The organism is Hungatella effluvii, assembly GCF_003201875.1.
Lineage (GTDB): Bacteria > Bacillota > Clostridia > Lachnospirales > Lachnospiraceae > Hungatella > Hungatella effluvii.
The window spans coordinates 352,484-374,761 of record NZ_QJKD01000002.1 but is presented as its reverse complement, the minus strand read 5'-3'; the positions used below and the strand labels follow the sequence as shown (position 1 = coordinate 374,761).

General features: G+C 49.1%; 18 protein-coding genes. 1 reads left to right on the top strand and 17 read right to left on the bottom strand.

Translation table 11 applies throughout. From position 1 onward, the window contains the following. Positions 1-21: 21 nt before the first annotated feature. The 6 genes from DFR60_RS04830 to DFR60_RS04805 all read right to left on the bottom strand — a co-directional run bounded on the left by DFR60_RS04830 (position 22) and on the right by DFR60_RS04805 (position 6,501). Entirely contained in the window at positions 22-1,422 is a 1,401-nt protein-coding gene (locus DFR60_RS04830; RefSeq protein WP_110322070.1) for a hypothetical protein, read from the bottom strand. Positions 1,423-1,497: 75 nt separating this feature from the next. Then, positions 1,498-3,378 (bottom strand): hypothetical protein, encoded by a 1,881-nt coding sequence (locus DFR60_RS04825; RefSeq protein ID WP_110321892.1) that lies wholly within the window; start codon positions 3,376-3,378, stop codon positions 1,498-1,500. 24 nt (positions 3,379-3,402) lie between these two features. Continuing rightward, positions 3,403-4,038, bottom strand: coding sequence for a D-sedoheptulose-7-phosphate isomerase (locus tag DFR60_RS04820; RefSeq protein ID WP_110321891.1), 636 nt, complete (start codon positions 4,036-4,038; stop codon positions 3,403-3,405). A gap of 45 nt (positions 4,039-4,083) precedes the next feature. Continuing rightward, positions 4,084-4,671, bottom strand: coding sequence for a D-glycero-beta-D-manno-heptose 1,7-bisphosphate 7-phosphatase (gmhB, locus tag DFR60_RS04815; protein WP_110321890.1), 588 nt, complete (start codon positions 4,669-4,671; stop codon positions 4,084-4,086). Between the two features lie 52 nt (positions 4,672-4,723). Then, the gene (locus tag DFR60_RS04810) at positions 4,724-5,794 is read right to left on the bottom strand and encodes a GHMP family kinase ATP-binding protein (protein ID WP_002604790.1); all 1,071 of its coding nucleotides are present in this window, start codon (positions 5,792-5,794) and stop codon (positions 4,724-4,726) included. After that, on the bottom strand, positions 5,791-6,501 hold the full coding sequence (locus DFR60_RS04805; RefSeq protein ID WP_110321889.1) for a nucleotidyltransferase family protein: 711 nt from the start codon (positions 6,499-6,501) through the stop codon (positions 5,791-5,793). The genes DFR60_RS04810 and DFR60_RS04805 overlap by 4 nt, the downstream gene beginning before the upstream one ends. A gap of 242 nt (positions 6,502-6,743) precedes the next feature. On the opposite strand from DFR60_RS04805, the gene DFR60_RS04800 reads away from it, so the two are divergent. Further along, positions 6,744-8,444, top strand: coding sequence for an AAA family ATPase (locus DFR60_RS04800; RefSeq protein WP_110321888.1), 1,701 nt, complete (start codon positions 6,744-6,746; stop codon positions 8,442-8,444). A 111-nt stretch (positions 8,445-8,555) separates the two neighbouring features. Here the strand turns inward: DFR60_RS04800 and DFR60_RS04795 are convergent, their stop codons facing one another. The 11 genes from DFR60_RS04795 to DFR60_RS04745 all read right to left on the bottom strand — a co-directional run bounded on the left by DFR60_RS04795 (position 8,556) and on the right by DFR60_RS04745 (position 22,252). After that, positions 8,556-11,702 carry a glycosyltransferase gene (locus DFR60_RS04795; protein ID WP_110321887.1) on the bottom strand — a complete coding sequence of 1,049 codons (3,147 nt, stop codon included), beginning with the start codon at positions 11,700-11,702 and terminating at the stop codon, positions 8,556-8,558. Beyond that, positions 11,689-12,471 carry a class I SAM-dependent methyltransferase gene (locus DFR60_RS04790; protein WP_110321886.1) on the bottom strand — a complete coding sequence of 261 codons (783 nt, stop codon included), beginning with the start codon at positions 12,469-12,471 and terminating at the stop codon, positions 11,689-11,691. The genes DFR60_RS04795 and DFR60_RS04790 overlap by 14 nt, the downstream gene beginning before the upstream one ends. 64 nt (positions 12,472-12,535) lie before the next feature. Then, complete coding sequence (locus tag DFR60_RS04785; protein ID WP_110321885.1) at positions 12,536-13,909, bottom strand: ABC transporter ATP-binding protein; 1,374 nt, start codon at positions 13,907-13,909, stop codon at positions 12,536-12,538. Positions 13,910-13,936: 27 nt separating this feature from the next. Then, a complete protein-coding gene (locus tag DFR60_RS04780; RefSeq protein ID WP_110321884.1) occupies positions 13,937-14,746 on the bottom strand; it encodes an ABC transporter permease in 810 nt (269 codons plus the stop codon). A gap of 17 nt (positions 14,747-14,763) precedes the next feature. Continuing rightward, on the bottom strand, positions 14,764-15,318 hold the full coding sequence (rfbC, locus tag DFR60_RS04775; RefSeq protein ID WP_002604796.1) for a dTDP-4-dehydrorhamnose 3,5-epimerase: 555 nt from the start codon (positions 15,316-15,318) through the stop codon (positions 14,764-14,766). A gap of 939 nt (positions 15,319-16,257) precedes the next feature. Beyond that, positions 16,258-17,223: a glycosyltransferase family 2 protein gene (locus DFR60_RS04770; RefSeq protein WP_110321883.1), complete on the bottom strand. Its 966-nt coding sequence runs from the start codon at positions 17,221-17,223 to the stop codon at positions 16,258-16,260. A 56-nt stretch (positions 17,224-17,279) separates the two neighbouring features. Continuing rightward, positions 17,280-18,932, bottom strand: coding sequence for a DUF2142 domain-containing protein (locus DFR60_RS04765; RefSeq protein ID WP_110321882.1), 1,653 nt, complete (start codon positions 18,930-18,932; stop codon positions 17,280-17,282). After that, complete coding sequence (locus DFR60_RS04760) at positions 18,913-19,323, bottom strand: DUF2304 domain-containing protein (RefSeq protein ID WP_110321881.1); 411 nt, start codon at positions 19,321-19,323, stop codon at positions 18,913-18,915. Before DFR60_RS04760 ends, DFR60_RS04765 begins: the two co-directional genes overlap by 20 nt. A gap of 39 nt (positions 19,324-19,362) precedes the next feature. Further along, complete coding sequence (locus DFR60_RS04755) at positions 19,363-20,052, bottom strand: glycosyltransferase family 2 protein (protein WP_110321880.1); 690 nt, start codon at positions 20,050-20,052, stop codon at positions 19,363-19,365. Between the two features lie 2 nt (positions 20,053-20,054). Continuing rightward, positions 20,055-21,359: a lipopolysaccharide biosynthesis protein gene (locus DFR60_RS04750; protein ID WP_110321879.1), complete on the bottom strand. Its 1,305-nt coding sequence runs from the start codon at positions 21,357-21,359 to the stop codon at positions 20,055-20,057. Then, positions 21,356-22,252, bottom strand: a complete 897-nt coding sequence (locus tag DFR60_RS04745; protein ID WP_110321878.1) for a LicD family protein — start codon at positions 22,250-22,252, stop codon at positions 21,356-21,358. The genes DFR60_RS04750 and DFR60_RS04745 overlap by 4 nt, the downstream gene beginning before the upstream one ends. Positions 22,253-22,278: the final 26 nt, after the last annotated feature.

The window sequence follows — 22,278 nt, the reverse complement described above, 5'->3', positions numbered from 1 at the left end:
TTCTCCACCTCAGTTACAAATTTATTTATTTGGCCTAAAGACACCCCACCCGTTGTCTTTTAAGATCGTCAGCGCCTCCCTGACCTGTGCCCCGCTTTCCGGGCGGGTCGTCCGGTATTCAAACCCGGCCCTCAGTTCCTCATCCGTCATCTCTTCGAAGTTCAGCGCCATCTGCGCCCGTATCTCAAAGGTTCCTTTCCGATCCGGAGCCTTTTTCAGTTCATGGTATGTCGTATACGCATTACCGGCCAGAAACAGCAGGCAGAAAGAAACAACCGCTGCAGAGAACAGCCGGTATTTTCCGCGCACCATTTTTTTCATCACCATCTCGTTCCGGCACAGCGCAAAAGTCAATATAATTCCAAATATCCCCGCCTGAAACTGCAGGGCGTATCTCGAACTGGCGCCATAGTCATCAACCAGAAAAATCCACCGTGACAGGAGAATCAGCACATGGTTGAGCCCTCCCGATACAATCAGTATGAGCGGCACCATTGACTCTTCATACAGCCGGTACCGGAAATTTAAATACAGCGCGTATAAGTAAGCCGCTATCACAAGAAATCCCAGAATCGCAAACGGGACGATATTGCCCTTAAATGCGGCAATTGCCTCCTCGATTCCAACGACCATGGAGGAAAAGGAGATCAGAATAAACCGGACAAAAAAGCCCGGAGTCTGCGCAAGCTGTGTGAACAGCCCCACCTCGGCCGCCGCGGCATGATCCTCCACCGTAAGCGAATTACTCCACATATAAAGGAGCAGGGCCGCCAATGTGCACAGCGCATAGAGAAGATACGTTTTCTCAAACCGCTTCGTTTTCCGGTAATCCAGAATCGCCATAAAGCCATATGCCATCATGACCACCACAGAATAGACAGCGCAGTACGGACCGGCAGTCAGGATGGTTATGGCAAACGGAAGGATCACGAGAAGCTTTCTGTCTCCCGGCTTCTCGTCCCCGGTCCACAGCCTGTCCATGACGAGATAGTGGTAATAGAATCCGGCAAAGGCCAGGAAATGGGCCCAGCCGCTTCCATTGATCAGCATCTCCCATTTATTCAGACTGAACATCAGCGCCATCAGAATGGTAAACCAGACGGCTCCCACCTTCCTTAACCGGCAGTATTTTCCCAGGACAAATCCGGAAAGTCCCAGCGCAAGAACGCCGAGCACCCGGTCAAACATGGTGTTGAATCCGAAAAACGCCACATTGATGATGCGGGACAGATAATTTACCGGAATTCTGGTGAGAACATCCGGCACAAAGAATTTCGTCGGGTTCCACACATCCGGAAGATAACTGTTCACCAGTCTGATATAATCGGAATAGATCACATCGGAAGCCGCAATATGGATATACCACATGCCGAACAGGATTCCGGCCAGGGGAAGGAGGGTTAAATAGTATCTGCGTTTCATAAAGTTCCTTTCCAGGTAATTCATTCTCATGCAATGTTATATTAGTGCCTCCCGGAGTATTTACGCCGGGCGGCACTAATCTGCCGCAAAGTTCACAATCATGGAGAAACGTTTCTCCCCTCTCTGTTCTCCCGCGTCCTTTAAGTAAAAATTATTATCAAACCGGAGGCAGGCGATCTGATTCGGTTCCGCCTCAATCTCCAGCTTCATGGTATTCTGATTGATGACCAGATCTCTTACCGGTTCCCCATTCAGGGAAATCTTTGAGATCTCCGATCCTGTCAGTTCTCCCGGGTAATAGATCTCCAATTTAATCACTCCGCTGGTACCTGTCATAACCCTGACTTCGGCGCTCTCGTCCATCCAGCCGTCCCGGTAATATCCGTATACCGCCTCGCATTTTAAATTACGTACAAAGTCGGTGACATCCTGGAACGCGTTGTGGGCCGGATCTTCCTTCAGCACCAGCATATTATTGGTGATCAGGCCGATATCATGGATGGAATCGATGAAATGAACTTCCGTTCCTTCCGCCTTCCTGTCACGGTCAAACTCCTTGAAGAAGGTCCTCGCCGTGAAATCGCTCATCTGGTATGAATTACCTATAATATAGATCTTCCGGCCAAAGATCTCGTCCCTGTATTTTTCATACGTCTCTTCCGCCAGCGAATTATACCGCTGCTGGTCGGCCCAGAAATAGAGGTTGGGATACTGTCCCCGATAGTAATTCTCCACGGGAAACATGATGATAATATAGACCAGAAACAGGCCGCCGCAGAGAACCGCGCTCTGGCGTCCCGCTTTTTTATCGGCTGCCTTTCTCACTTCCCGCTTAATATCAACGACCTTGCCGTGTTCCGGCTTTGCCGTTATCATCCCATATAAATAGGCGGCCAGCAGATAGGCGGCTGTCATGGACACATAGATCCATCTCGTCTCCACACGGATTGTGACACTGGATGCGCCGATACAGAGGGCGATAAATACCACGAACAGGCTGATATCACGGAGATACTTAAGGCGGCCTTCCTTATCCCGGATCACACGGATGACTGCCAGTATCACAAGCACCAGCAGCACCAGATCCGCGGCAATGATCTGCACATGGATCCATGACGGCGACTCGGTCCAGCTGGCGCCGCTTAGATGGCCCGGTCCGGCATTGATGCCGAAAATATACAGGACCTGGTCGATCGCATAGCGTATGGAGGTCATCACGCTGAATGTCTCGGCGACATTGGTCCCTCCCGTGCCTGCAGGCGCTACACCTCCGGTCGTCAGCACACGGATCGCCATGACCACTGCGAACACTCCAGCAGGAAGAAACCAGAACGCCTTCTTTTTTCCCTTTTTATACAGAATCGCCAGATAAATGAGGGGAAGCAGCGCCAGATAGCGCTCATGGATAAAGCAGACTGCAAAATAGAGCACGCACGACCGGATTAAGTACTTCTTTCCCTCCCCCTTCTCATCCACGTAACGAAGCAGACAGTAAAGAATCCCCAGCGCCGCCCACAGAGCCAGACTCTCCATCAGCCCGTACACCTGGCTGATCTGGTAGTAGGACATTCTGGATAAGAGGTACAGAAACCCGCATCCGAGTCCCATCAGATAGCTTCTCGACAGCCGCTTTCCAAACCGGTATACCGAATAGGCGATACAGCCGTTTAAGATGATGTTCAGAGGTACAAACCATCCGATATGATTACCGATTACCGCCAGCTCCAGCCATGCGGCCAGATAATACAGGAAACGGAACCGCGTACTCCCCATGGGAAATATAAACTGCCCAAAGGTCTGCTCTCCGTAACAGGACCACAGATAGAGGTCATCCATATAAAGCCCCTTTATTTCAATTCCTCTGTTTATGAAGAAGGCAAACGCAATAAGAAGTCCCGCGGCAATGATCTCATCCTTCCATTTACCGATTCCATCCATAAAGTGCTTTTCTGTCATAGCAGTCTCCAATCTGTCCCGAATTTAGAAAAAGCGTTCTTCCAGCATCAGGCACAGGGCGTGATAAACAGGAAGATGCAGCTCCTGAATCTTAAATGTCTCCGTCTCAGGCACGACGACAGAAACATCGGCCTCTCTCTTCAGCGCTCCGCCGTCTTTTCCAGTGAGTCCGATGGTCTTCATGCCCAGGGCCTTTGCAACGGTCATGGCATACATCACGTTCTTCGCATTGCCGGAGGTCGAAATACCGATCAGCACATCGCCAGGCCTTCCGTATCCGTACGTCTGCTGGGCGAAAATCAGATCCCCGTCCACGTCATTCAAATAGGCGGTGGAAAGTCCTGCGTGGCCGGTTAAGGCGATGGCCGGAAGGCCGCCCTGCAGCTTCTTCGCCAGTTCCGCTCCCCGGACCTCATCAGCGTTTCTTAAGCATTCGGCAAAAGAATCGGATACCTCTCTGCGTTTCACGAATCCCTTCATCAGTTCACCGACAATGTGTTCCGCGTCGGCACAGCTTCCGCCGTTACCGGCAATCAGCAGCTTCCCGCCCTGTTCATAGCAGGCTTCCAGCAGTTCATACGCTTTTTGCACATCATCTTTTACCACATCAAGTACCGGATACCGCTCCACCAGTTCCTCTAAATACTTCATAGGTTCCATCTTATTGTTCCTCCTTTTTAAGGGCATTTTGTTATGGGCACTTTGTTATGGGCGTTTTGTCGTGGTTTCTCCGATTATCCAGTCCGCCGCAGACAGCAGATCCGGGGAGTAGTGTTCGAATGCGTTCTTCTTCTCCTCCTCCGTCATGTCTGCCACAGTCTCTGCGCCGTATCCGGTCCCCACAAGCACGGATTTCACGCCGTAGTTGTGGCCGGCTTCCACATCCAGCAGCTTGTCGCCGATCATATAGGAATTGGCCTTATCCACCTGATAGAACTGCTCTGCCATGAGAAACATTCCGGTCTCCGGCTTGCGGCAGTGACATGCGGTCTTATATTTCCCAATTCCGTGAACCGGGTGATGAGGGCAGTAGAAAAAATGGTCGATGAAGGCGTCCTGCTCTTTTAACTGCTCATTCATAAAGTCATGGAGCACAGTTACGTCTTCTTCCTCATAATACCCTCTTGCGACTCCCGCCTGATTCGTCACCACTACGACGGCAAATCCATGCTCCCGCAGACGCCGGATGGCCTCTCCCACACCGGGAAGAAGTCTTAAATCCTCCGGCCTGTGTAGATACTCCACCTCTTCGTTAATGGTTCCATCCCGGTCTAAAAAAATAACTCTGTCCATGCATCGTCTTCCTGTAATATATTTTTTTATTCAAATTGCATAGGTTCCCGTTTTACAGATTAAATGTGTAGTCTCCGTTAGGCATGTGCACCTTCACACTGTCGTAATTCCACCGTTCCTCATCCGTCACCCATGCCTGGGCGCCTCTGAGTTCGAAATTCCAGTCCGTCAGCTGACCGCCCGCCGCTTCCAGCCTGGCCGCCACTTTATGGCGCACATTGTAGGGACAGTATACCAGCAGATATCCGCCTCCGCCCGCGCCCAGCAGCTTCCCGCCAAGAGCCCCCGCCTTCAGCGCCTCATCATAGAGTTCGTTGATCTGCGGAGTGGTGATCTTGCTGCTCATACGCTTCTTGCTCTGCCATCCGTAGTCCAGCAGCTTGCCGAAGCTGTATAAATTTCCCTTTAAGAGCTCGTCCTTTAAGGCGTAAGCCAGCGCCTTCACCTCACACATGGCGTCGAACGCATCCTTCTTTTCGTAATTCTTCACCTGATCCTTGATGATATTGGCGGACACATGGATATTTCCCGTATAGCACAGCAGTAAATTATACTGCAGCTCGTGGATGATTTCCTTCTTAATGCGCAGCGGATTCACCACTACATTGTTGCGTCCATGGAACTCAATGAAATTAAATCCGCCGAAGGTAGCCGCGTACTGATCCTGATAGCCGCCGTCAATCTTTAAGTCTTCCCGTTCCACCTGGTATGCCAGATCGGCCAGGGCATAACCGTCTAAATAAACGCCCTTCCACTTCGCCATGGCAATCAGCAGCGCCACCATAACCGTGGAGGATGTTCCAAGACCTGATCCTGGAGGTGCGTCACACTGCAGGTATACCTCGCATCCCTGCTTGATGTCCATGGCCTTTAACGCCGCCGTCACGAGATCCAGGCGGCCGTCGTAAACGTAGTTTTCCTTTGTATTGTATTTCACCGTCATATCGAAGTCCAGCGAATGGACAATTATCTGATCGTCATTCCTGGGAACGATGGAACAATACGCATACTTGTTGATCGTGCTTCCAATGATCGCTCCGCCCTGCTCCACGCAGAACGGCGCCACATCCGTGCCTCCGCCGCCAAAACTGACCCGAAGCGGCGCTCTTCCTCTGATTATCATACAGTTACTGCCCCTTTCTCCACATCATCTATGAAACGGTAATAGTCCTCCGGAATTCCGATATCAATGAAATATCCGTCGTTTACAATTCCGCCGAGAGCCTTCTCCCCGCCGGAAAGCCATTTTGGAATCATATCATGCTCTAAGGAAACCTTTCCCTCCGGTATCTCGTCCAGCAGGGCGCGTTTCATGTAATAAACCCCGCCGTTAATCGTCCCCGGACTGGTACCTTCCGTCTTTTCGTCAAACGCAGTCAGACGGTCTCCTTCCAGAACAGCCCGGCCATACCGCGACACATCGGGTACCTCACGGAGTACAAGCGCCATGTCCAGATTCTTCTCCTGGCTCATCTTCACCAGGCGGTCATACTGAATCTGATAGAAGGTATCCGCATTTAAGACGAAAAAGCGCTCATCCGTCACCAGGCGGCCGGCATTCTTAATGGCTCCTGCAGTGCCTAACAGAGTCTCCTCATACGCATAGGAAACCTTGATTCCCAGACGTTCTCCGTCACCAAAATATTCTTCCACCATAGAGCCTTTATATCCAACAGCGAAAATGATTTCCGTGATTCCATGATTCTTTAACTCCCGCACCACATACTCCATAAACGGCTTATCCTCAATGAGCGCCATGGGCTTCGGTCTGTCAGCCACCACGGAACGAAGCCTGGTTCCCAGTCCACCTGCCAGTAATACTGCCTGCATCGTATGATTTCCTCCTGCTATATAAAAATATCTGTAACAGCTACAAAACTGCATAATAATCCATTTTGCATCACATTATACCATAGATTGCGGGGAACAATCCACCATCTTAAGGATTTTGAAATAATTTTGCAGTGTACTTCTACATAATACCTGATTGAAACGATTGAGAACACCCTGGCTTTCTGATATAATTAGCAAAGGATACGATACCATTGATTTGGCAAAAGGAGGTCGTCTTTATGAAATATAAACCACTACCTGTCGGAATTGATCGCTTTGATGAATTAATTCTCGGTGGCTACTACTACGTAGATAAAACCTGGTTCATAAAGGAACTGCTCGATCTGAAGGGGAAAGTGAACTTATTTACCCGTCCTCGCCGATTTGGCAAAACACTGAATATAAGCATGCTCCAGTATTATTTTGAAAATACAGGTGAAAATGAATGGAATGAACGCAATCGTTCTTTATTTCAAGGAATGAAAATTATGGAAGCCGGCGACACTTATCTGGCAAAAATGAATGCCTTTCCGGTCATAAACCTCTCCTTAAAATCAGGGAAACAGCCCTCCTATGAACTGGCCTTCGGCTGCCTGCGTGAAGAAATCGCCAGAGAATACAAACGCCATATATCGATTCTTGACAGCGGAAAATTAGAGCTGGAAAGGGATAAATATATGAGAATAGCAAAAGAAGAAGGCAGTGAACAGGAATACGCTACCTCAATCCGTTTTCTCTCTGAATGTCTGACGAAATGCTACGATGCAAAAACCGTTATCCTCATCGATGAATACGATGTACCTCTGGAAAACTCCTGGTTCGCGGGTTTTTATGACCAGATGATAAGTTTTATCCGTTCCGTTTTTGAATCGGCGCTCAAGACAAATCCATGCCTGGAATTTGCAGTGATGACCGGTTGTTTAAGGGTTTCGAAAGAATCCATTTTTACAGGTCTGAACAATCTGGAGATTCATTCCATTCTGTCTGATGCCTACGGAGAACATTTTGGTTTCCTGCAGGAGGAAGCCGATCAGATGCTCCAGGATTATCACAGAACGGAAAAGCAGATGGAACTAAAGGAATGGTACGATGGATATCTGTTCGGGAATGCCGAAGTTTATAATCCCTGGAGCGTGATTAATTACGTAAAAGCTCTGTCAATAAACCCGGCAGCATTTCCGTCCCCTTATTGGAAAAATACCAGTTCCAATGCCATAGTAAAGGACCTTGTTGAGAGGGCGGACTTCCAGGTAAAATCTGAAATCGAAAATCTTATAGCCGGCGGCATCATAGAAAAACCGGTTCATGAAGACATCACATACGGAGATATCTATGATTCTGAAGATAATCTCTGGAATTTTCTGTTCTTTACCGGTTACCTGAAACAGACTTCTGTCAGGATGGAAGAGGATATCCCATATGTCCGTCTGGCCATTCCCAACAGAGAGGTACGGTATATCTATAACAGCACGGTTATGAACTGGTTTCGTGATCTGATAAAAACAAAGGATATGACCGCTCTTTATCAGGCACTTTTAAGCGGTGAGGCGGAAAGCTTCCAGAAGGAGTTGTCGGAGCTGCTAATAAACTCCATCAGCTATATGGATGGAGGAGAAGCATTCTACCACGGATTTTTTCTGGGAATTTTAGAGAATTTGAAGGAATACCTTGTAACGTCTAACAGAGAGGCCGGACTTGGACGATACGACATTGCGATACGCAGTCTCAATGTATCGAAGCCCCCCATTATTCTGGAGCTGAAGGTGTCCGATACCTACAAAGGTATGGAGACCGCCTGTGACGCCGCTCTGAAACAGATCGAAGTAAACCATTACGACGACTGGCTGCCAGAGGAAGGATACACAGAAGTCCTTAACTATGGAATTGCATTTTTCAAAAAACAGTGCCGCGTAAAGTCAGTCCGCAAAACGCTTGTCTGACTGTAAAGCGCTTGTCTGACCGCCCAAAAAGGCCAGTGGCTCTTAAATAACAGGAGTCACTGGCTTTTTATAATATTTTATACTTCACATCTTCTCGCGTATATACTCACACTATATCGTTTCCGTTCTTCTAAAGTCTTCCTCCACCACACTCCACGCCGCATCCACGCTGTAATACTCACGAATATAATCCTGCGTTTTCCGGCTCAGTTCACGGAGACTCTCCGGGTCCTGGTAGAGGCGGACCGTCTCTTCGGCAAATTCTTCCGGGGCGTCCTTGATGCACATGACCGATTCAGCCTCCGCGATTCCTTCCGCGCCGATCGAGGTTGTCACGACAGGAGCGCCGTTATAAAGCGCCTCGATGACCTTGCCTTTGACTCCGGCGCCGTAGCGCAGGGGAACTACCACGATCCGGCAGGTACGGTACAGTTCGGAGAGTTCTTCTTCAGAGACGAACCCCTTCACGATGATACCGTTTCCCGGCTGCTCCAGGGCCTGGATTTCCTCTGTCACCTTCGATCCGACGATGTAGAAGGGAACCTCCAGTTTTTCGCGGATCTTAGGGAATATCTCGCGCGCGAACCAGAGAACCGCATCCGCATTCGGCGGATGGGCGAAGCCGCCAACAAACAGCAGCCCTTCCCTCTTATCAAAGTCATCCGGTACTGACTCCAAGAATTTCTCGAATACATAGGCCACGATTGCCTTTACCCGGATTGTGGGATCGATCATATGGATCGCGTCGCGCTCCACATAGGACGGATAATACGATACCGCCGCCTTCCGCATGATGCGAAATTCGATGGCTTTCCAGTATTCCGACGCATCCCGCTTCTTTTCGTCCCCGGTCAGCTGGTATTCCCGGCCCTCTCTCAGGAAATGGAGATCATGCCCGTAGTAAATCATCTTAATATTGGTGTGTTCCTCAATAAAGTCCACGTATTTTTCCGCAATATGAGGCCTGTTTAAATAGGCGGCTGTGATGTCACCCCCATGCTCCTTCAGCCAGTCCCATATTTTCACCTGATAGTCGCGTCCATAGAGGATTTCTATGCCCATCTGCATCAGTACGGTGGAATACGGCTCCTCGTGAAGGAAATTGTCCCCTAAAAATTTCACCACATATCCCTTTTCCAGGAACATCTTTAAATACTGGAAGGTGGTCTTGGACCCCGCGTCCCTGTCATACGTAGGAACGTAGTGATCGATCACCAGGATAATATCCTTTTCCTGGCTCCGCTCGCGTGCCCGGAATGGGTCTGGATTACCGTTGTTTACACACTGTTTCCTGAATTCATCCGCCCATTTTTCCTTTAACTTCACGGAATTTTCCACCTGGTACCGCTTAAGGCCGCTACCACCCACATCGGTTCCATTGGAAATGCCTTCAAAATGGATTACCTTCGAAAGCGGCTGATATACCACCCGGTAACCAGCCTTTCTCACCTCAAAAGCAAGGTCGGAATCTTCACAGTACGCAGGCGCAAACCGGTCGTCGAAACCGCCGATCTGTTTCCATAGATTGTTGGATAAGAGAATTGCGGCTCCTGAAATATAGTCCACATCTTTTACGTAATTATATTCCGGCTTGTCCGGATCGTCCAAACGGCCGTAATTCCAGCCGGAACCGTCGCTCCAGATGATTCCGCCCGCCTCCTGAAGCCGCCCGTCCGGATAAACCAGTTTGGAACCCACCATACCAATCGACGGATCGCGCTCAATTAAATCCACCAGGCTCTTAAGCCACCCCGGTGTGACCTGGGTGTCGTTATTCAAAAACATCACGTATTTTCCGCGGGCCGCCTTCGCCGCCTGATTGCAGTTGCGTAAGAATCCCTGATTCGTCTCATTTCTACAGATGGTCACATGTTCCACAAATTTCGACAGCTCCATAGTGGCATCCGTCGAGACATCATCCGCGATAATCACCTCATACGATACATCCGTGGTGTGTTCCAAAATGGATGCCAGACAGACATACGTATAGTCAATCTGATTGTAAACCGGAATGACGATGGATACCATCGGCTCGTTCTCTTCTTTAAACTTAAGTTTTCCATGAATCCGATATCCCTCGCCGATCTTCATGTCTCCCTCAATGAGATTCCGCCCCTCGGGAGTGGTATATAAGTGAAAGGACTCCACCGGATGGCAGAATGTGTTCTTCACATAGCCCAGAATCTTCCGTTTTCTGGTTCCCTTGGGAAACTTCTGGTTGAATTTCTCTCCCAGCTTTCTCTTCACCTTGAAAATGATGGCTTCATGACGGTTTAAGACCGCAATCGTCTGGGCCATGTTCTCGTTATCCTGGCGGAGATTGCCGATCATCACTTCCAGGTTCGTCACATGATTGTCTGTCAGACGCTTCAGCTCGATCTGCTTGCGGATGGACAAATCCTTTTCCTCAATCTCCAGATGGAGCTGTTTTACCCATTCCCGCTGCTTTTCTACCGCCCGCTTTACCTCGTTCATTTCTTCCGGAATGATATGGACATCATGCATGTAATTCGTCAGATAGATCTTCTGGTTCTCGCCATGAACATACTCCTGGAAATGGTGTTCCATCTCTCCGTAAACCGGAATCATTTCCGGCCGGATGCCGAAATTCACCATAAACTCCGGCAGAGTCGTCTCTCCCAGAAGGCTTCTGTACTGCTCATAAAAATAATACAGCATGCGGTAACGGATAAAGCGCACCGGAATCGGGAAAAAGAACACCCATTCATAGTCGAGACAACACGGACCGTCTTCGGTCACCATGATATTCTCGAACAGGCAGTCCACATTGGAAGCAACAAATGCCTCGTCCTGTTCCTCACTCGAATCAGCTTCTGCCTTCCCTTCTGAACCCGTATACCGGCCAAACACCGTGACAAACTCAGCGGTTTCCACAAACGGTCTTAAGAAACCTTCCCGAACCTCCAGGACCAGTTCCATGGCTTTCTTCAGTTCCTCCACCGGGACACGTTCCTCTTTTATTTTGCGGCCCAGGATCTCGGCCATGGTCTCCCCCTTCAGAAATGGGAAACGTGCAGTGCGTCCCTCCTGATCCAGCGTCACCAGGGCCACGCCCAGAGGACTCTGATCGGTCAGACGGTCATATTTTTCCTTCATCGACCGGATATGGGAGACTGCCTGCTCGTTTAAAGCCGTTTTCTCCACATACTGTTTCCCGTCCTCTTCCACGATACAGGTCCGTATCTGAAACTCTTCCCGGCGGGTCCTGTTGTATTTAATGTACTTAGTCTTCTTCATAGCTGCTCCATATGGCTAAAAATGAGTTTGCAAACGCTTCAAACAGTCCGGCTTCACATATTTCGTCGAAAAATTTTCCCGGATCAAACCGGATATACTCCGGATAATCGTAAGCGAGAACCGCGTGAGCCAGCTCTCCCTTCGCAGGAAGATGCTCATCCGAATAGATGGTCACGGGCAGACGGTAATCCGGCATGGGATAATAGTATTCGAGTTTGCCGCATTTTCCGTCAGAGGCACTGCACAGAAGCTCCGTCAGCTCCATCTTAAGCAGGCAGGTCTCATCCGGTTTCACGCCCGACTTATATTTGAGGCCAAGACGGTTATCCACCGCTACAATCAGGGTTCCGCCCGGCTTCAGCAGAGATTTAGCCCTGTTAATCTGCGCTTCATACGGCATTTTCAGGGATCCGGCCATCACCACGTAATCGAATGCGCCGCCCTCATACGTGTTAAGGCTGCCCTTCACATACTGAATATTTCCGCGGGCGCCATGGCGGAGGCGGTTCACTTCCAGATCCTCCAGATCTTCGTCCAGAACGGTCACGTCCTTCACACGTCTGCTGTAAAGGCCGGTTAAGGCCCCACAGCCGGATCCGACCTCCAGAAGAGAGGCTTCCGGCTTGAAATCATACCATTCCAGTACATTTTCCCGGGTATCCGATAACGCATAGAAGTATGCGGGCTCCGGCTCTTCCTTAATCGCCTGCTTCGTGTTGCCGTGATACTTCAACAGGAGATCTTTTATTTCGGAACTGATGCTCCCCATATCATTTTCCTCCTTGTTATGAGCACTTAGAGACCGTCTTTTGGTCTCTTACGTGCGATACATGTCACTGGTACTTAGCGGGCGTTCTTTGACCGCTTAGTACAGCGACTCCCCGTTTCAGGGCCACCTTCACTTCCGATTCCATATCGTAGACGCCCACTGTGTTCTTATTGGAAATTACCGTTATATTTGCAATATCATACAGGCGGTGATATACCACGTGCTCCCCATTTTCAAATCCGGTACAGCTCATGGATAGCAGATATTCGCCTCCCTGAAGCGTCATCTTCTGACTGAATTCCACCTCGTATTCGTCGCCATTCTTCACCGGCTTCACATCCGCCGATTCATACATGGTATTGGTTCCCGTCAAATCAGCTCCCCGTTTATCCTTGATCGTATACGTAAAAATCGGGGTATCCAGGCTGGTGTTAAAATGGATCCGCTCTTTAATCGTAAACATCTCGCCCTTTAAAAGCAGGTTCGTCAAATTACCCCGCTCGTCAAAAAGGCCGAAATCCACGATCTCCGCCCGTCCGTCGCCATATTCTGTCTTTGCGGGATTGATCGTCAGTTTTTCCTTCATGAGGCCGCTGTGGGCTTCCGCCTTCCGCCTCTGTCCGGCGGCGCTGTCTCCCGAGAAATCACTCATCTCCTCCGAATTCAGTTCCACCAGCTCGTCTTCCAGCTGATCTATCTGATTCGCCAGAATCTTCTTATATAGATCAACCATCTTCCCCGGTTCTCCCTGGGCAATAAATGCGCCTTTGTTCAGCACCACGACGCGGTCGCAGTACTTAATAATAGCGCCCATATCGTGGGTAACCATCAGAATGGTGGTGCCGTTCTTCCTGATCTCTTCCATACGACGGTAGCACTTGGCCTGAAAGAAGACGTCGCCTACTGACAGCGCCTCGTCAACGATCAGAATCTCCGGCTCCACATTAATCGCAAGCGCAAAAGCCAGCCGTACAAACATACCGCTGGAATACGTCTTAACCGGCTGATAGACGAAATCTCCGATATCGGCAAACTCCAGAATATCCTGAAGCTTCGCCTCCATCTCCTTTCTGGAAAAGCCCATCATGGTGCCGTTCATAAAGATATTTTCAATGCCGGTGTAATCCATGTTGAATCCGGCTCCCAGCTCCAGTAAGGCGGAAATCACTCCGTCCACCTCCACCTCGCCGGTCGTCGGGGTCAGAACCCCGGTAATAATCTTTAAGATGGTGGACTTACCAGAACCATTTGTTCCGATGATTCCCACCGTCTCGCCTTTATTTACATCAAAGGAAATTCCGTTTAACGCGTAGAAATCTCTGTGATAATTTTTATGGGTAATGCTCATCGCCTCTTTTAAACGGTCGATGGGCTTTTCGTATAGCCGGTAAATCTTTGTAACATCCTTTACCGAAATCGCACTATTTTTTGATTTCACGAATCTTAGTCCTCCATTTCGGGCCTCTTACAGTACATCGGAAAAATGCGGCCGCAGCTTTTTAAATACCTTCAGTCCGATCAGCATCAAAATGATGGTCACCGCCCAGAAGTAGATTCCCAGTGTCGGCCGCATCCAGAATCCGTCCCCGGTCAGCATGCTGTCGCGGTAACCGGCCACGATGTAGTAGAATGGATTAAATTTCAGCACTTTATCCAGCCATTCCGGCGCACCTGGAAAATTCTCCGGCGCCCACATGATCGGAACCATCCACATGCCGAACTGCAGGACAATCCCTACAATCTGCGCCATATCCTTAAAGAAAACATTGATGGCACTGGTACAGTATGTCAGGGCCAGAGACAGCATGGAACATGCAAAGGTATAATAAACAATCTGTATCCAGCTGATTCTCGGCGGAATCCGATAGGCCAGAAAGACAACCATCATGATGACGGCGAATATTCCATGAACCATCATGCAGGACAGCAACTTGATAACCGGCAGAATCTCCACGCGGAATACCACTTTCTTAACGAGATAGCTGTATTCCTGCAGGCAGTTGGTTCCCGTGTTTAATACCTCGCTAAAGTAAAACCACGGCATGATGCCGGGAAGCAGCCACAGCACGTACGGATAATTCACTGGCGGCACGCTCTTAAACCCCAGCTGGAACACGCAGAAATAGACCAGCACAGTCGCAAGCGGCTGCAAAAACATCCACACGATACCGAAATAAGAACCTACAAACCGCTTCTTAAAGTCCGCCTTTGCCAGGTCCAGAATCAATTTTCTCTTGTGTACAATCTCTTTACATAAGGAAACCAGATAATCCATGGTTCGCTCCTCTCCGGTTAAAATTTAAATGTATCCCGAATTCCGCTCCACTTCTGGTCCTTATCGGAAATGATCAGTTCCATACCTTCCTCGATCGGCCAGTCGATGCCGATCTCCGGATCGCTCCAGAGAATTCCGCCCTCGTCGCCCGGATGGTAGAAATCCGTACATTTGTAAGCAAATTCCGCCTCATCGGACAGAACCAGGAAGCCGTGGGCAAAGCCCTCCGGGATATAAAACTGCTTTTTATTCTCTGCAGTCAGTTCAACGCCAAACCATTTCCCGTACGTCTCGGAATCAGAACGAAGATCCACCGCCACGTCAAAGACACTTCCTCGCACTGCACGCACCAGCTTTCCCTGTGGAAACTGTTTCTGGAAATGAAGGCCGCGAAGCACACCCTTCACAGACATGGACTGGTTGTCCTGCACAAATACCATGTTAAGTCCTGCTTCCTTAAAATCATTCTGGTTATAAGTCTCCATAAAATATCCCCTGGAATCCGGAAATACAGACGGTTCAATCACATAAAGCCCTTTAATATCACACGGTGTTACTTTTATCTTTCCCATATTTTCATGCTCCTTTACATCACTTTGTCATTTCTTGTCTTGTAGCATTCTATCACAACTCAGCTTAAATTTCCACTAGATGGGGGATTTTACCTTAGAATTCGTGTATCTTCCCATCTTGACAGATGATATTTACTCTGCTACAATGTAAACACATAAAGGTGCTGTCATAGCAAACGGCTCACCTTTTTTGATAGTAGTCTTTCTTGTCTTCTTTGTCAGTATGTCTGATAATCACGACTGTTACTACAATACTAATCACAGTCACGATGATACCGACAATCCCTAACATCATCTGTCCTTTCGTTCTTATTTTTTTCCACATTATATTTTAGAATCCTTGACACAATCATTCTACTCTGCTACAATGTAATTACAAAAAGGTGCTGCCATAGCAAACGGTTCACCTTGGTTAATAGTTACTATCAAAAAAAGCAACTACTACTTTGGGAAGTCGAGCGGTTGCTTTTTTGATGTCAATTTATTCTGTCTTTTTTGTCATCATGTCTGATACTCACGACTGTTACTACAATACTGATCACAGTCACGATGATACCGACAATCCCGACAACAATACCCAGTGCTCCATCCAGTCAGTAATCATAATTCCAGTGCTGAATATTTTGTCAGTCTGCAAGGCGGAGGAGGGAAGCGGAGTGGTTCCTCCGCTGACCGACGACAACGCGGCAGATGGCAAAATAGGCAGTGTTGGAACTATGATTACTGGCTGGATGGAGTACTGGCATCATCTGTCCCTTTCGTTCTTATTTTCCACATATGTATCACCTCCGAAAATACGGGAAGTTCTCAAAATGTACTCATTTCGGCGAAAGGTGAACCGCTTACCGTTTTGGCAGCACCCAACTTTATATTAACATATATAGCAATGTTTTACAATAAAAAACAGTATTATATACTCTATTTTTATTTACTCCCTTATTATCCCGATACTTTCCCCCAATATTCCCGATTCATCGTTATTTTCATAATCACCCACCTCGGAAGCTTCCTATACCGTTTCCCCATCAGATATCCCAGATACTTAAATCCGCTTTTTACAATCACTCCGGGGATCAGCCATGGCTTTTTCTGTTCTACGAGCCATTTACACGTCTTCTTCACCAAACGGATTCCCTCGCTCTCTGAGCGGATCCCGTCAAATACTTCCGGGTGGTCTGTCTGGGAAACTGCAAGATCAAAATTGCGCTTTAGCTGAGCGCTGCACCCATAATTATGAGAATGAATCACCCTGGCCTCTGCAACATAGGCAATCGCCTGCCCCCGATAGAGAACTGCATTTCCTGCGTAAATCATATCCTCATTAAAGATCGTCTGGTTCGTGAATCCGCCTGCCTCAAGAAAAAGCTTTCTGTCATAGGCACAGCAGACATTGGAAGCAAAGAATGTCTTAATTCCCAGTTCCTCTAAATCGCCTTTCGTCTTCACATAGCTTTCCGCCGGATAGTTAAAGGATCTGGTATATTTTTCCGCCGGAGCGCAGTCACGGTTTGGCAGCTGTCTTGCATAGGCCGCCGCCACGTATTCCCCTGACGGCCCTTTCTGACTCAGCCCCTTTACCAGAGCTCCGATTAACTCCCTGTCCGCGGGGATCGCATCGTCCGTCATAAATACCATGATATCGGCTTCCGAATATGAAGCTCCCTGGTTTCTCGTTCCACCGTGATCAAACTCATTTTTTGTCACGTGGTGTACTTCCAGATTAGGGACAGTCTCATAAATATCTTCTTTCCAGAAAGACTGTTCCGTATTCATAATAATAATGCGCCGAATCGGATAGTTTTGCTTTCCCAGCCGCTCTAAAAGCGTTTCAAATACCGAATCCGGTTTATATACCGGAATAATGACATCCACTGTTCGGTTTTTTTCAATCGTTTCTACTGCCATAGTCCAGCCTTTCTGTTATTTATTTCTGCTATCTATCATCTGCCTGCTATCTCCCATCATCTGATACACATCACAGTGCAGATTCTCACAAGCGCATAGATGCTGACAAAACACTCCAGATAATAAATCCCCTTCGAATAATCCCTCTTAATAGTCAGATTGTCTCCATAAATCATCAGCAGAATCAGCGGAAGAATCGGCAGGAAATACCGCCCCTGGATTCCCGCGATATAGGTGAAGCCCTTTGGCGTCCAGCCCAGAAGCATGGAGGTCAGCACCAGACAGAAGCTCAGTAATGTAAGAACCGCGATCCACACCTTCTGACCGGGCTTAAACGGAGTGTGATCCCCGGCCCTCCTGACAGAGCTTACAATCAAGATTCCCCACAACAGATACAGACAGAAATACGGAACCGTCAGATTGGGATCCAGATTTCCCAGATACCCGCCCAGCATGGTGGCCTGATAGTAGTCAAACTGTGTCACCAGTGTCTCATAATAAATCAGGAACGCCTGGTACGGCTCCTTTAAGATATCCTGGATCGTATATCCGGCCGATCCGCCTTCCCAGCTGATTATATTTTCCGTATCCTGAATCCAGGCGGACAGTACCACATTGTTGATTAAAAAGATAGCCAGCGCCATCACTCCAATGACCGCAGTTACCGAGATCCAGTACCGTCTCTTCTCACCGAATTTCGATGCCGGAATCAAAAGGCAGATCCCCGCCAGCGGCAGATATACAATTTTGCACGGTTCTAAAAGGACAAGAAGAAGTCCAAGGATCACCGTGTCACGGATTCCGATCTGTTTCTTCTCGTAGGCCAGATAAAAGCACCATGCGAAAAACAGGAGAGACAGTCCGATAAGCGACGTATCGTACGATAAGGAGGCTGCCAGATGGAGGGTCATGGGGAGAAGACTCACGGCCATGAACATTTCTTTCTTAAACGGCATAATGCGGACAGCCAGCCATGCCATGCCGGCAAATGTCAGCAGGTTGAACAGACGCCCCATATAGATGAGCGGAATATATCCCAGATGCAGTACTCTTGCAAAGGAAATGCCCAGCGCCTGCGGTAAATAGACCACCGGCGTCGTATTCACCGGCGCCTCAAAGCGGACCGTCGTGCCGCTGCCTGCATCCTTCGTAAACAGTTCCCTAAGCATCAGCGCGTAGGAATCCCGTCCCACGCTGGCATACGGTTCCTCCCGTCCGTCCTGCTCCCGCACCAGCACGTTGCCGCCCCGGGCAATGTATTCCTTTTCCTTATCCGACGCCGATGAAAGGAATGCCTCGTCCGCCACTGCCTGTTTCCCCATAATCTGGTTTGACAGCCGGTATGCGCTGACGAAATGGCGCGGTTCGTCCGGAGCCGAAAACGGCGGCAGAATCATCATGTAAAAGAGTCCCAGGCAGATGACCGTAGCCGGAAACAACCAGCCAGGTTTCTTCCCGTATATCCAGAGTATTCCGGCAAGAACTGCCAGAAACACGATCCCCAGACGTAAAACCCAGATATAAAAAAGACGCACAGACTCATATTCCGGAGAAGGAATGGCGTCAATCACATTGTGATACGGCTTTACGAAGACGATGAAAAGAAAAAGGATTGCGGCCACCGCCATCCACAGACCGCTCTGTCCCGCAATCTTTTTTGCAGTTTGGAGATTTCTCTTCTTTCCAACTTTAACAGTATCTGCGTTCATCGCGCGTTTCTCCCTTCTTATCCGGATAGGTTTCCACGCCTCCATCTTCCTTTCTGTCTGCATCTTCTTTTCTGTCGAGCGCCATCTGCTGGATCAGCTCCGTCACCCTGCTTTCCAGCTGTGAGATCTTGAGCGACAGAAAGAACACCTTCACAAGCAGAATAAAGATCACAAACATGAAGATGAAATTAGAGGTGGAATACGTTCCGACGAAATCAGACAGAATGTCGGCTAATCCCGGGAATATGCTGAACACAACCATCATCAGGGCGAACATCACCCAGAATATGGAGTCCTCAATCTTTACCTTGGACTGACGGATCTTTCTCAGCACAAAAAATGTCAGCAGTATGGAAACTATTATCAGTACCCACCGAAGTATAACGGTCATCGTACATTCTCCCTTCTCTTATTGAGCACTCTCGGAAACTCAGTCGCGTTTCCTGAAATTCTGCACCAGCAGGATGGAAAACATCATTTTCCCCATGTAACGAGCGGCGCTCACAGGCTTTAAGTAACTCTCTCCAAGGATTCTCTCATCCATCGTCACCTGAATCTCCGCCACCCGCGCACCCTGCTTCAGCAGATAGGAAATCGTATCCGGCTCCGGGCCATAGTTTAAGCCTTCTGCAAACTCACGGATCATGCGTTCATTAAACATACGCATTCCGGAGGTCGGGTCCGTGACGGAAGCTCCGGTTGTCAGCCGGATCGCCGCCGACAGCAGCCTGCTTCCCAGCATGCGCATGGAATTCGGCTTCTTTTCCGTGACGAAACGGGACCCGATCACAATATCGTATCCCTCATCCATTTTTTCCCGCATTGCCTCAATATATTCCGGCCTGTGCTGTCCGTCGCCGTCAAACTGGATCGCGTAGCGGTATCCTTTACGGTACGCATACTTGAGTCCTGTCTGAAATGCCCCGGCCAGCCCCAGATTTACAGGCAGATCGATCAGATGAAATCCGCAGCGCCGGCAGACAGCCGCCGTCTCATCCGCAGAGCCGTCATTGACGATCACGTAATCGAAGATGGGATATTCCTCCTGAAGCCCCGTCACGACACGCTCAATATTGAGCGCCTCGTTATACGCAGGTATGATCACCAGCACCTTGTCCATGGTCAACACCCTCCCTGTTGTTTCTTCGCTCTGTGAAATACATAGAATGCCTGACCCATGAAGCACATCATGAGCACCAGCATTTCCAGCATATAGGAAAATGCCCCTCCGTTGATTCCGCCGATCTTAACCAGAAGAAACGACAGAACCACGGACAGGAGGCACACAGGAACGTATCCAAAGAAAATCCTGCGCTGGCATTTCATAATAACAAGCACGTAATAAAACAGATTCATAACCGCAAAGAACCCGCCTCCCAGAATAATATACAGAAGTCCGGACTTATATGGCGCCAGCTCCACATTGGAGATCGCCCCCAGCACCGGCACACCGATCGCCCAGGCACCGGCCAGTGCGATGACTGTTAATACCAGTATAATGGCCACCAGCCTCTTTATATCCCGGGTAAATTCGTGAAACTTTTTTTCCTCCCACTGGTAGGACATCTTCGTCAAAAACGGCCGGATCACGAAGTTGGCCGCCAGATTGATGACAGAGGTCGGCATAAAGACAGCCACGAAAATGGCGGTGTCCATCGAGGTCATCTGCGCATCCACCGCATATTTCGCCATAGCAAAGATCAGACCGTCGAGGAAGACCGACAAAAACAGAAGAAATGACTCCCGGATCAGAGCCAGGGATTTTCCTGCCGCCCGCGAGAGGTTCACGCCAGGCACCAGCTTCATGGTGTTCCAGTCGAACAACAGAATCCCGGCCGCCTGGGCCAGTACTGCGATTATACAGGAAAATACCAGATCCTGTGTCGCATAAAGCGCGCCCAAAAACAGGATTACTGACAGAATCGTCCGGTATGCCATGGCTTTCCCGGTCAGATAGAGACGTCCTTCCCGCTGGAATTCCGATTCATAGACATCGGCAAAGCCATCCAGAACCTTATAAATTACCATCAGAAAAACCACCAGCGTCTTCTGGCGTGAATATCCATCCGGTACGATATACGAATTAACGAAAATATAGATTATGCCGAATATAACGGCCGCCACACACGTATAAAGCCTGACACGACGGTACTCTCCAAAGGTGTAGGCCTGATTTACATCGGTGCTCTGAAACGGACGCATACCAAAATAGGCCACCAGAAACATCTGCTGACCAAATGCGCTGAACGCAAATCCGAAGATACCGCCCTGCTCCGGGCCGATTAAATGATTGACCAGAGCAGTCAGAATCATGCTGGAGCCGGCATAAATCAGGCTCCCGATCATGTTCCAGGCAATATTCTGCCGTTCTACCTCGGCAGTTCCTGTACGGAGACTGCCGAACATCCTTTGTCTGAGCCATCTCATATCTTCTTCATTCCTCTGTCTGTGACCGTTTCTCCCGACAGTACCGCTCCGTCGCCCAGGTCGAGAATGTAGGGATAATGGGTCTTCCTCTTCTCCACCGGAGGCATCTGCATATAGTCCCCGTACATATAGGTGAGAATGTCATGCTCTGTTCTTGGAAATAACAGCTTGAAGCCCTCAAAATCCAGCTTCATGCCCGGCGAAAACGCCGCCTTTTCCACTACATTCCAGAACGGATTCGTATCCGGATAAAAGGCCATGCGCTTCGTATCTTTCCCCTCGTAACGGCGGCAGATCTTCTCACAGCGGGCCGCCAGTCCCCGCTTCGAGATGCGGAGCCCCTTCAGCACGTTATGCACCGCAATACAGATGGCGGTGATCACCCTGGCCTTCCAGCCGGTCTGGGCCAGATACGGCCGGGGAATCGACCGCAGAATTAAAAGTTTACTGAAAAACCAGGCCTCCCATGCCTGAAGCTTCATGAGAAACCCGGAATCCGGTATATCGTCATATACATACATATCTAAAAATACTCCGAGAGGGCTGTCCACATCCCTCATGGGAGAATCCACGAATCTGGTGCCGCGGCGGCAGATCCTCGTCGTCATCAGCGGGTAATTCTCACTGGTCCGCCAGTTCAGGACGTAATACTTATCGCCGAGTTCTTCTTCCACCAGCTTTAAAAGGCACTCAAAATCCTTCCTTGGCATGGCAACGTCAATGTCGTCATCCCACGGAATAAACCCCTTATGCCGAATCGCTCCGATCGCCGTTCCCGCCATGCCGAAACAGAGAAGCCCATGGCTGTCACAGAGATCCATGACATCCTTCAGTATCTCCAATTCCATCTGCTGTACACGGGAAAGGATCTCCGGTTCATAAAAACCTGCCATCCGTCTGCCTCCAATTTCTAACAATG

Excerpts from the sequence above, each read along its gene's own strand:
- DFR60_RS04830 (WP_110322070.1), bottom strand. The coding sequence starts at position 1,422 with ATGAAACGCAGATACTATTTAACCCTCCTTCCCCTGGCCGGAATCCTG.
- DFR60_RS04825 (WP_110321892.1), bottom strand. The coding sequence starts at position 3,378 with ATGACAGAAAAGCACTTTATGGATGGAATCGGTAAATGGAAGGATGAG.
- DFR60_RS04820 (WP_110321891.1), bottom strand. The coding sequence starts at position 4,038 with ATGGAACCTATGAAGTATTTAGAGGAACTGGTGGAGCGGTATCCGGTA.
- gmhB (WP_110321890.1), bottom strand. The coding sequence starts at position 4,671 with ATGGACAGAGTTATTTTTTTAGACCGGGATGGAACCATTAACGAAGAG.
- DFR60_RS04810 (WP_002604790.1), bottom strand. The coding sequence starts at position 5,794 with ATGATAATCAGAGGAAGAGCGCCGCTTCGGGTCAGTTTTGGCGGCGGA.
- DFR60_RS04805 (WP_110321889.1), bottom strand. The coding sequence starts at position 6,501 with ATGCAGGCAGTATTACTGGCAGGTGGACTGGGAACCAGGCTTCGTTCC.
- DFR60_RS04800 (WP_110321888.1), top strand. The coding sequence starts at position 6,744 with ATGAAATATAAACCACTACCTGTCGGAATTGATCGCTTTGATGAATTA.
- DFR60_RS04795 (WP_110321887.1), bottom strand. The coding sequence starts at position 11,702 with ATGAAGAAGACTAAGTACATTAAATACAACAGGACCCGCCGGGAAGAG.
- DFR60_RS04790 (WP_110321886.1), bottom strand. The coding sequence starts at position 12,471 with ATGGGGAGCATCAGTTCCGAAATAAAAGATCTCCTGTTGAAGTATCAC.
- DFR60_RS04780 (WP_110321884.1), bottom strand. The coding sequence starts at position 14,746 with ATGGATTATCTGGTTTCCTTATGTAAAGAGATTGTACACAAGAGAAAA.
- rfbC (WP_002604796.1), bottom strand. The coding sequence starts at position 15,318 with ATGGGAAAGATAAAAGTAACACCGTGTGATATTAAAGGGCTTTATGTG.
- DFR60_RS04770 (WP_110321883.1), bottom strand. The coding sequence starts at position 17,223 with ATGGCAGTAGAAACGATTGAAAAAAACCGAACAGTGGATGTCATTATT.
- DFR60_RS04765 (WP_110321882.1), bottom strand. The coding sequence starts at position 18,932 with ATGAACGCAGATACTGTTAAAGTTGGAAAGAAGAGAAATCTCCAAACT.
- DFR60_RS04760 (WP_110321881.1), bottom strand. The coding sequence starts at position 19,323 with ATGACCGTTATACTTCGGTGGGTACTGATAATAGTTTCCATACTGCTG.
- DFR60_RS04755 (WP_110321880.1), bottom strand. The coding sequence starts at position 20,052 with ATGGACAAGGTGCTGGTGATCATACCTGCGTATAACGAGGCGCTCAAT.
- DFR60_RS04750 (WP_110321879.1), bottom strand. The coding sequence starts at position 21,359 with ATGAGATGGCTCAGACAAAGGATGTTCGGCAGTCTCCGTACAGGAACT.
- DFR60_RS04745 (WP_110321878.1), bottom strand. The coding sequence starts at position 22,252 with ATGGCAGGTTTTTATGAACCGGAGATCCTTTCCCGTGTACAGCAGATG.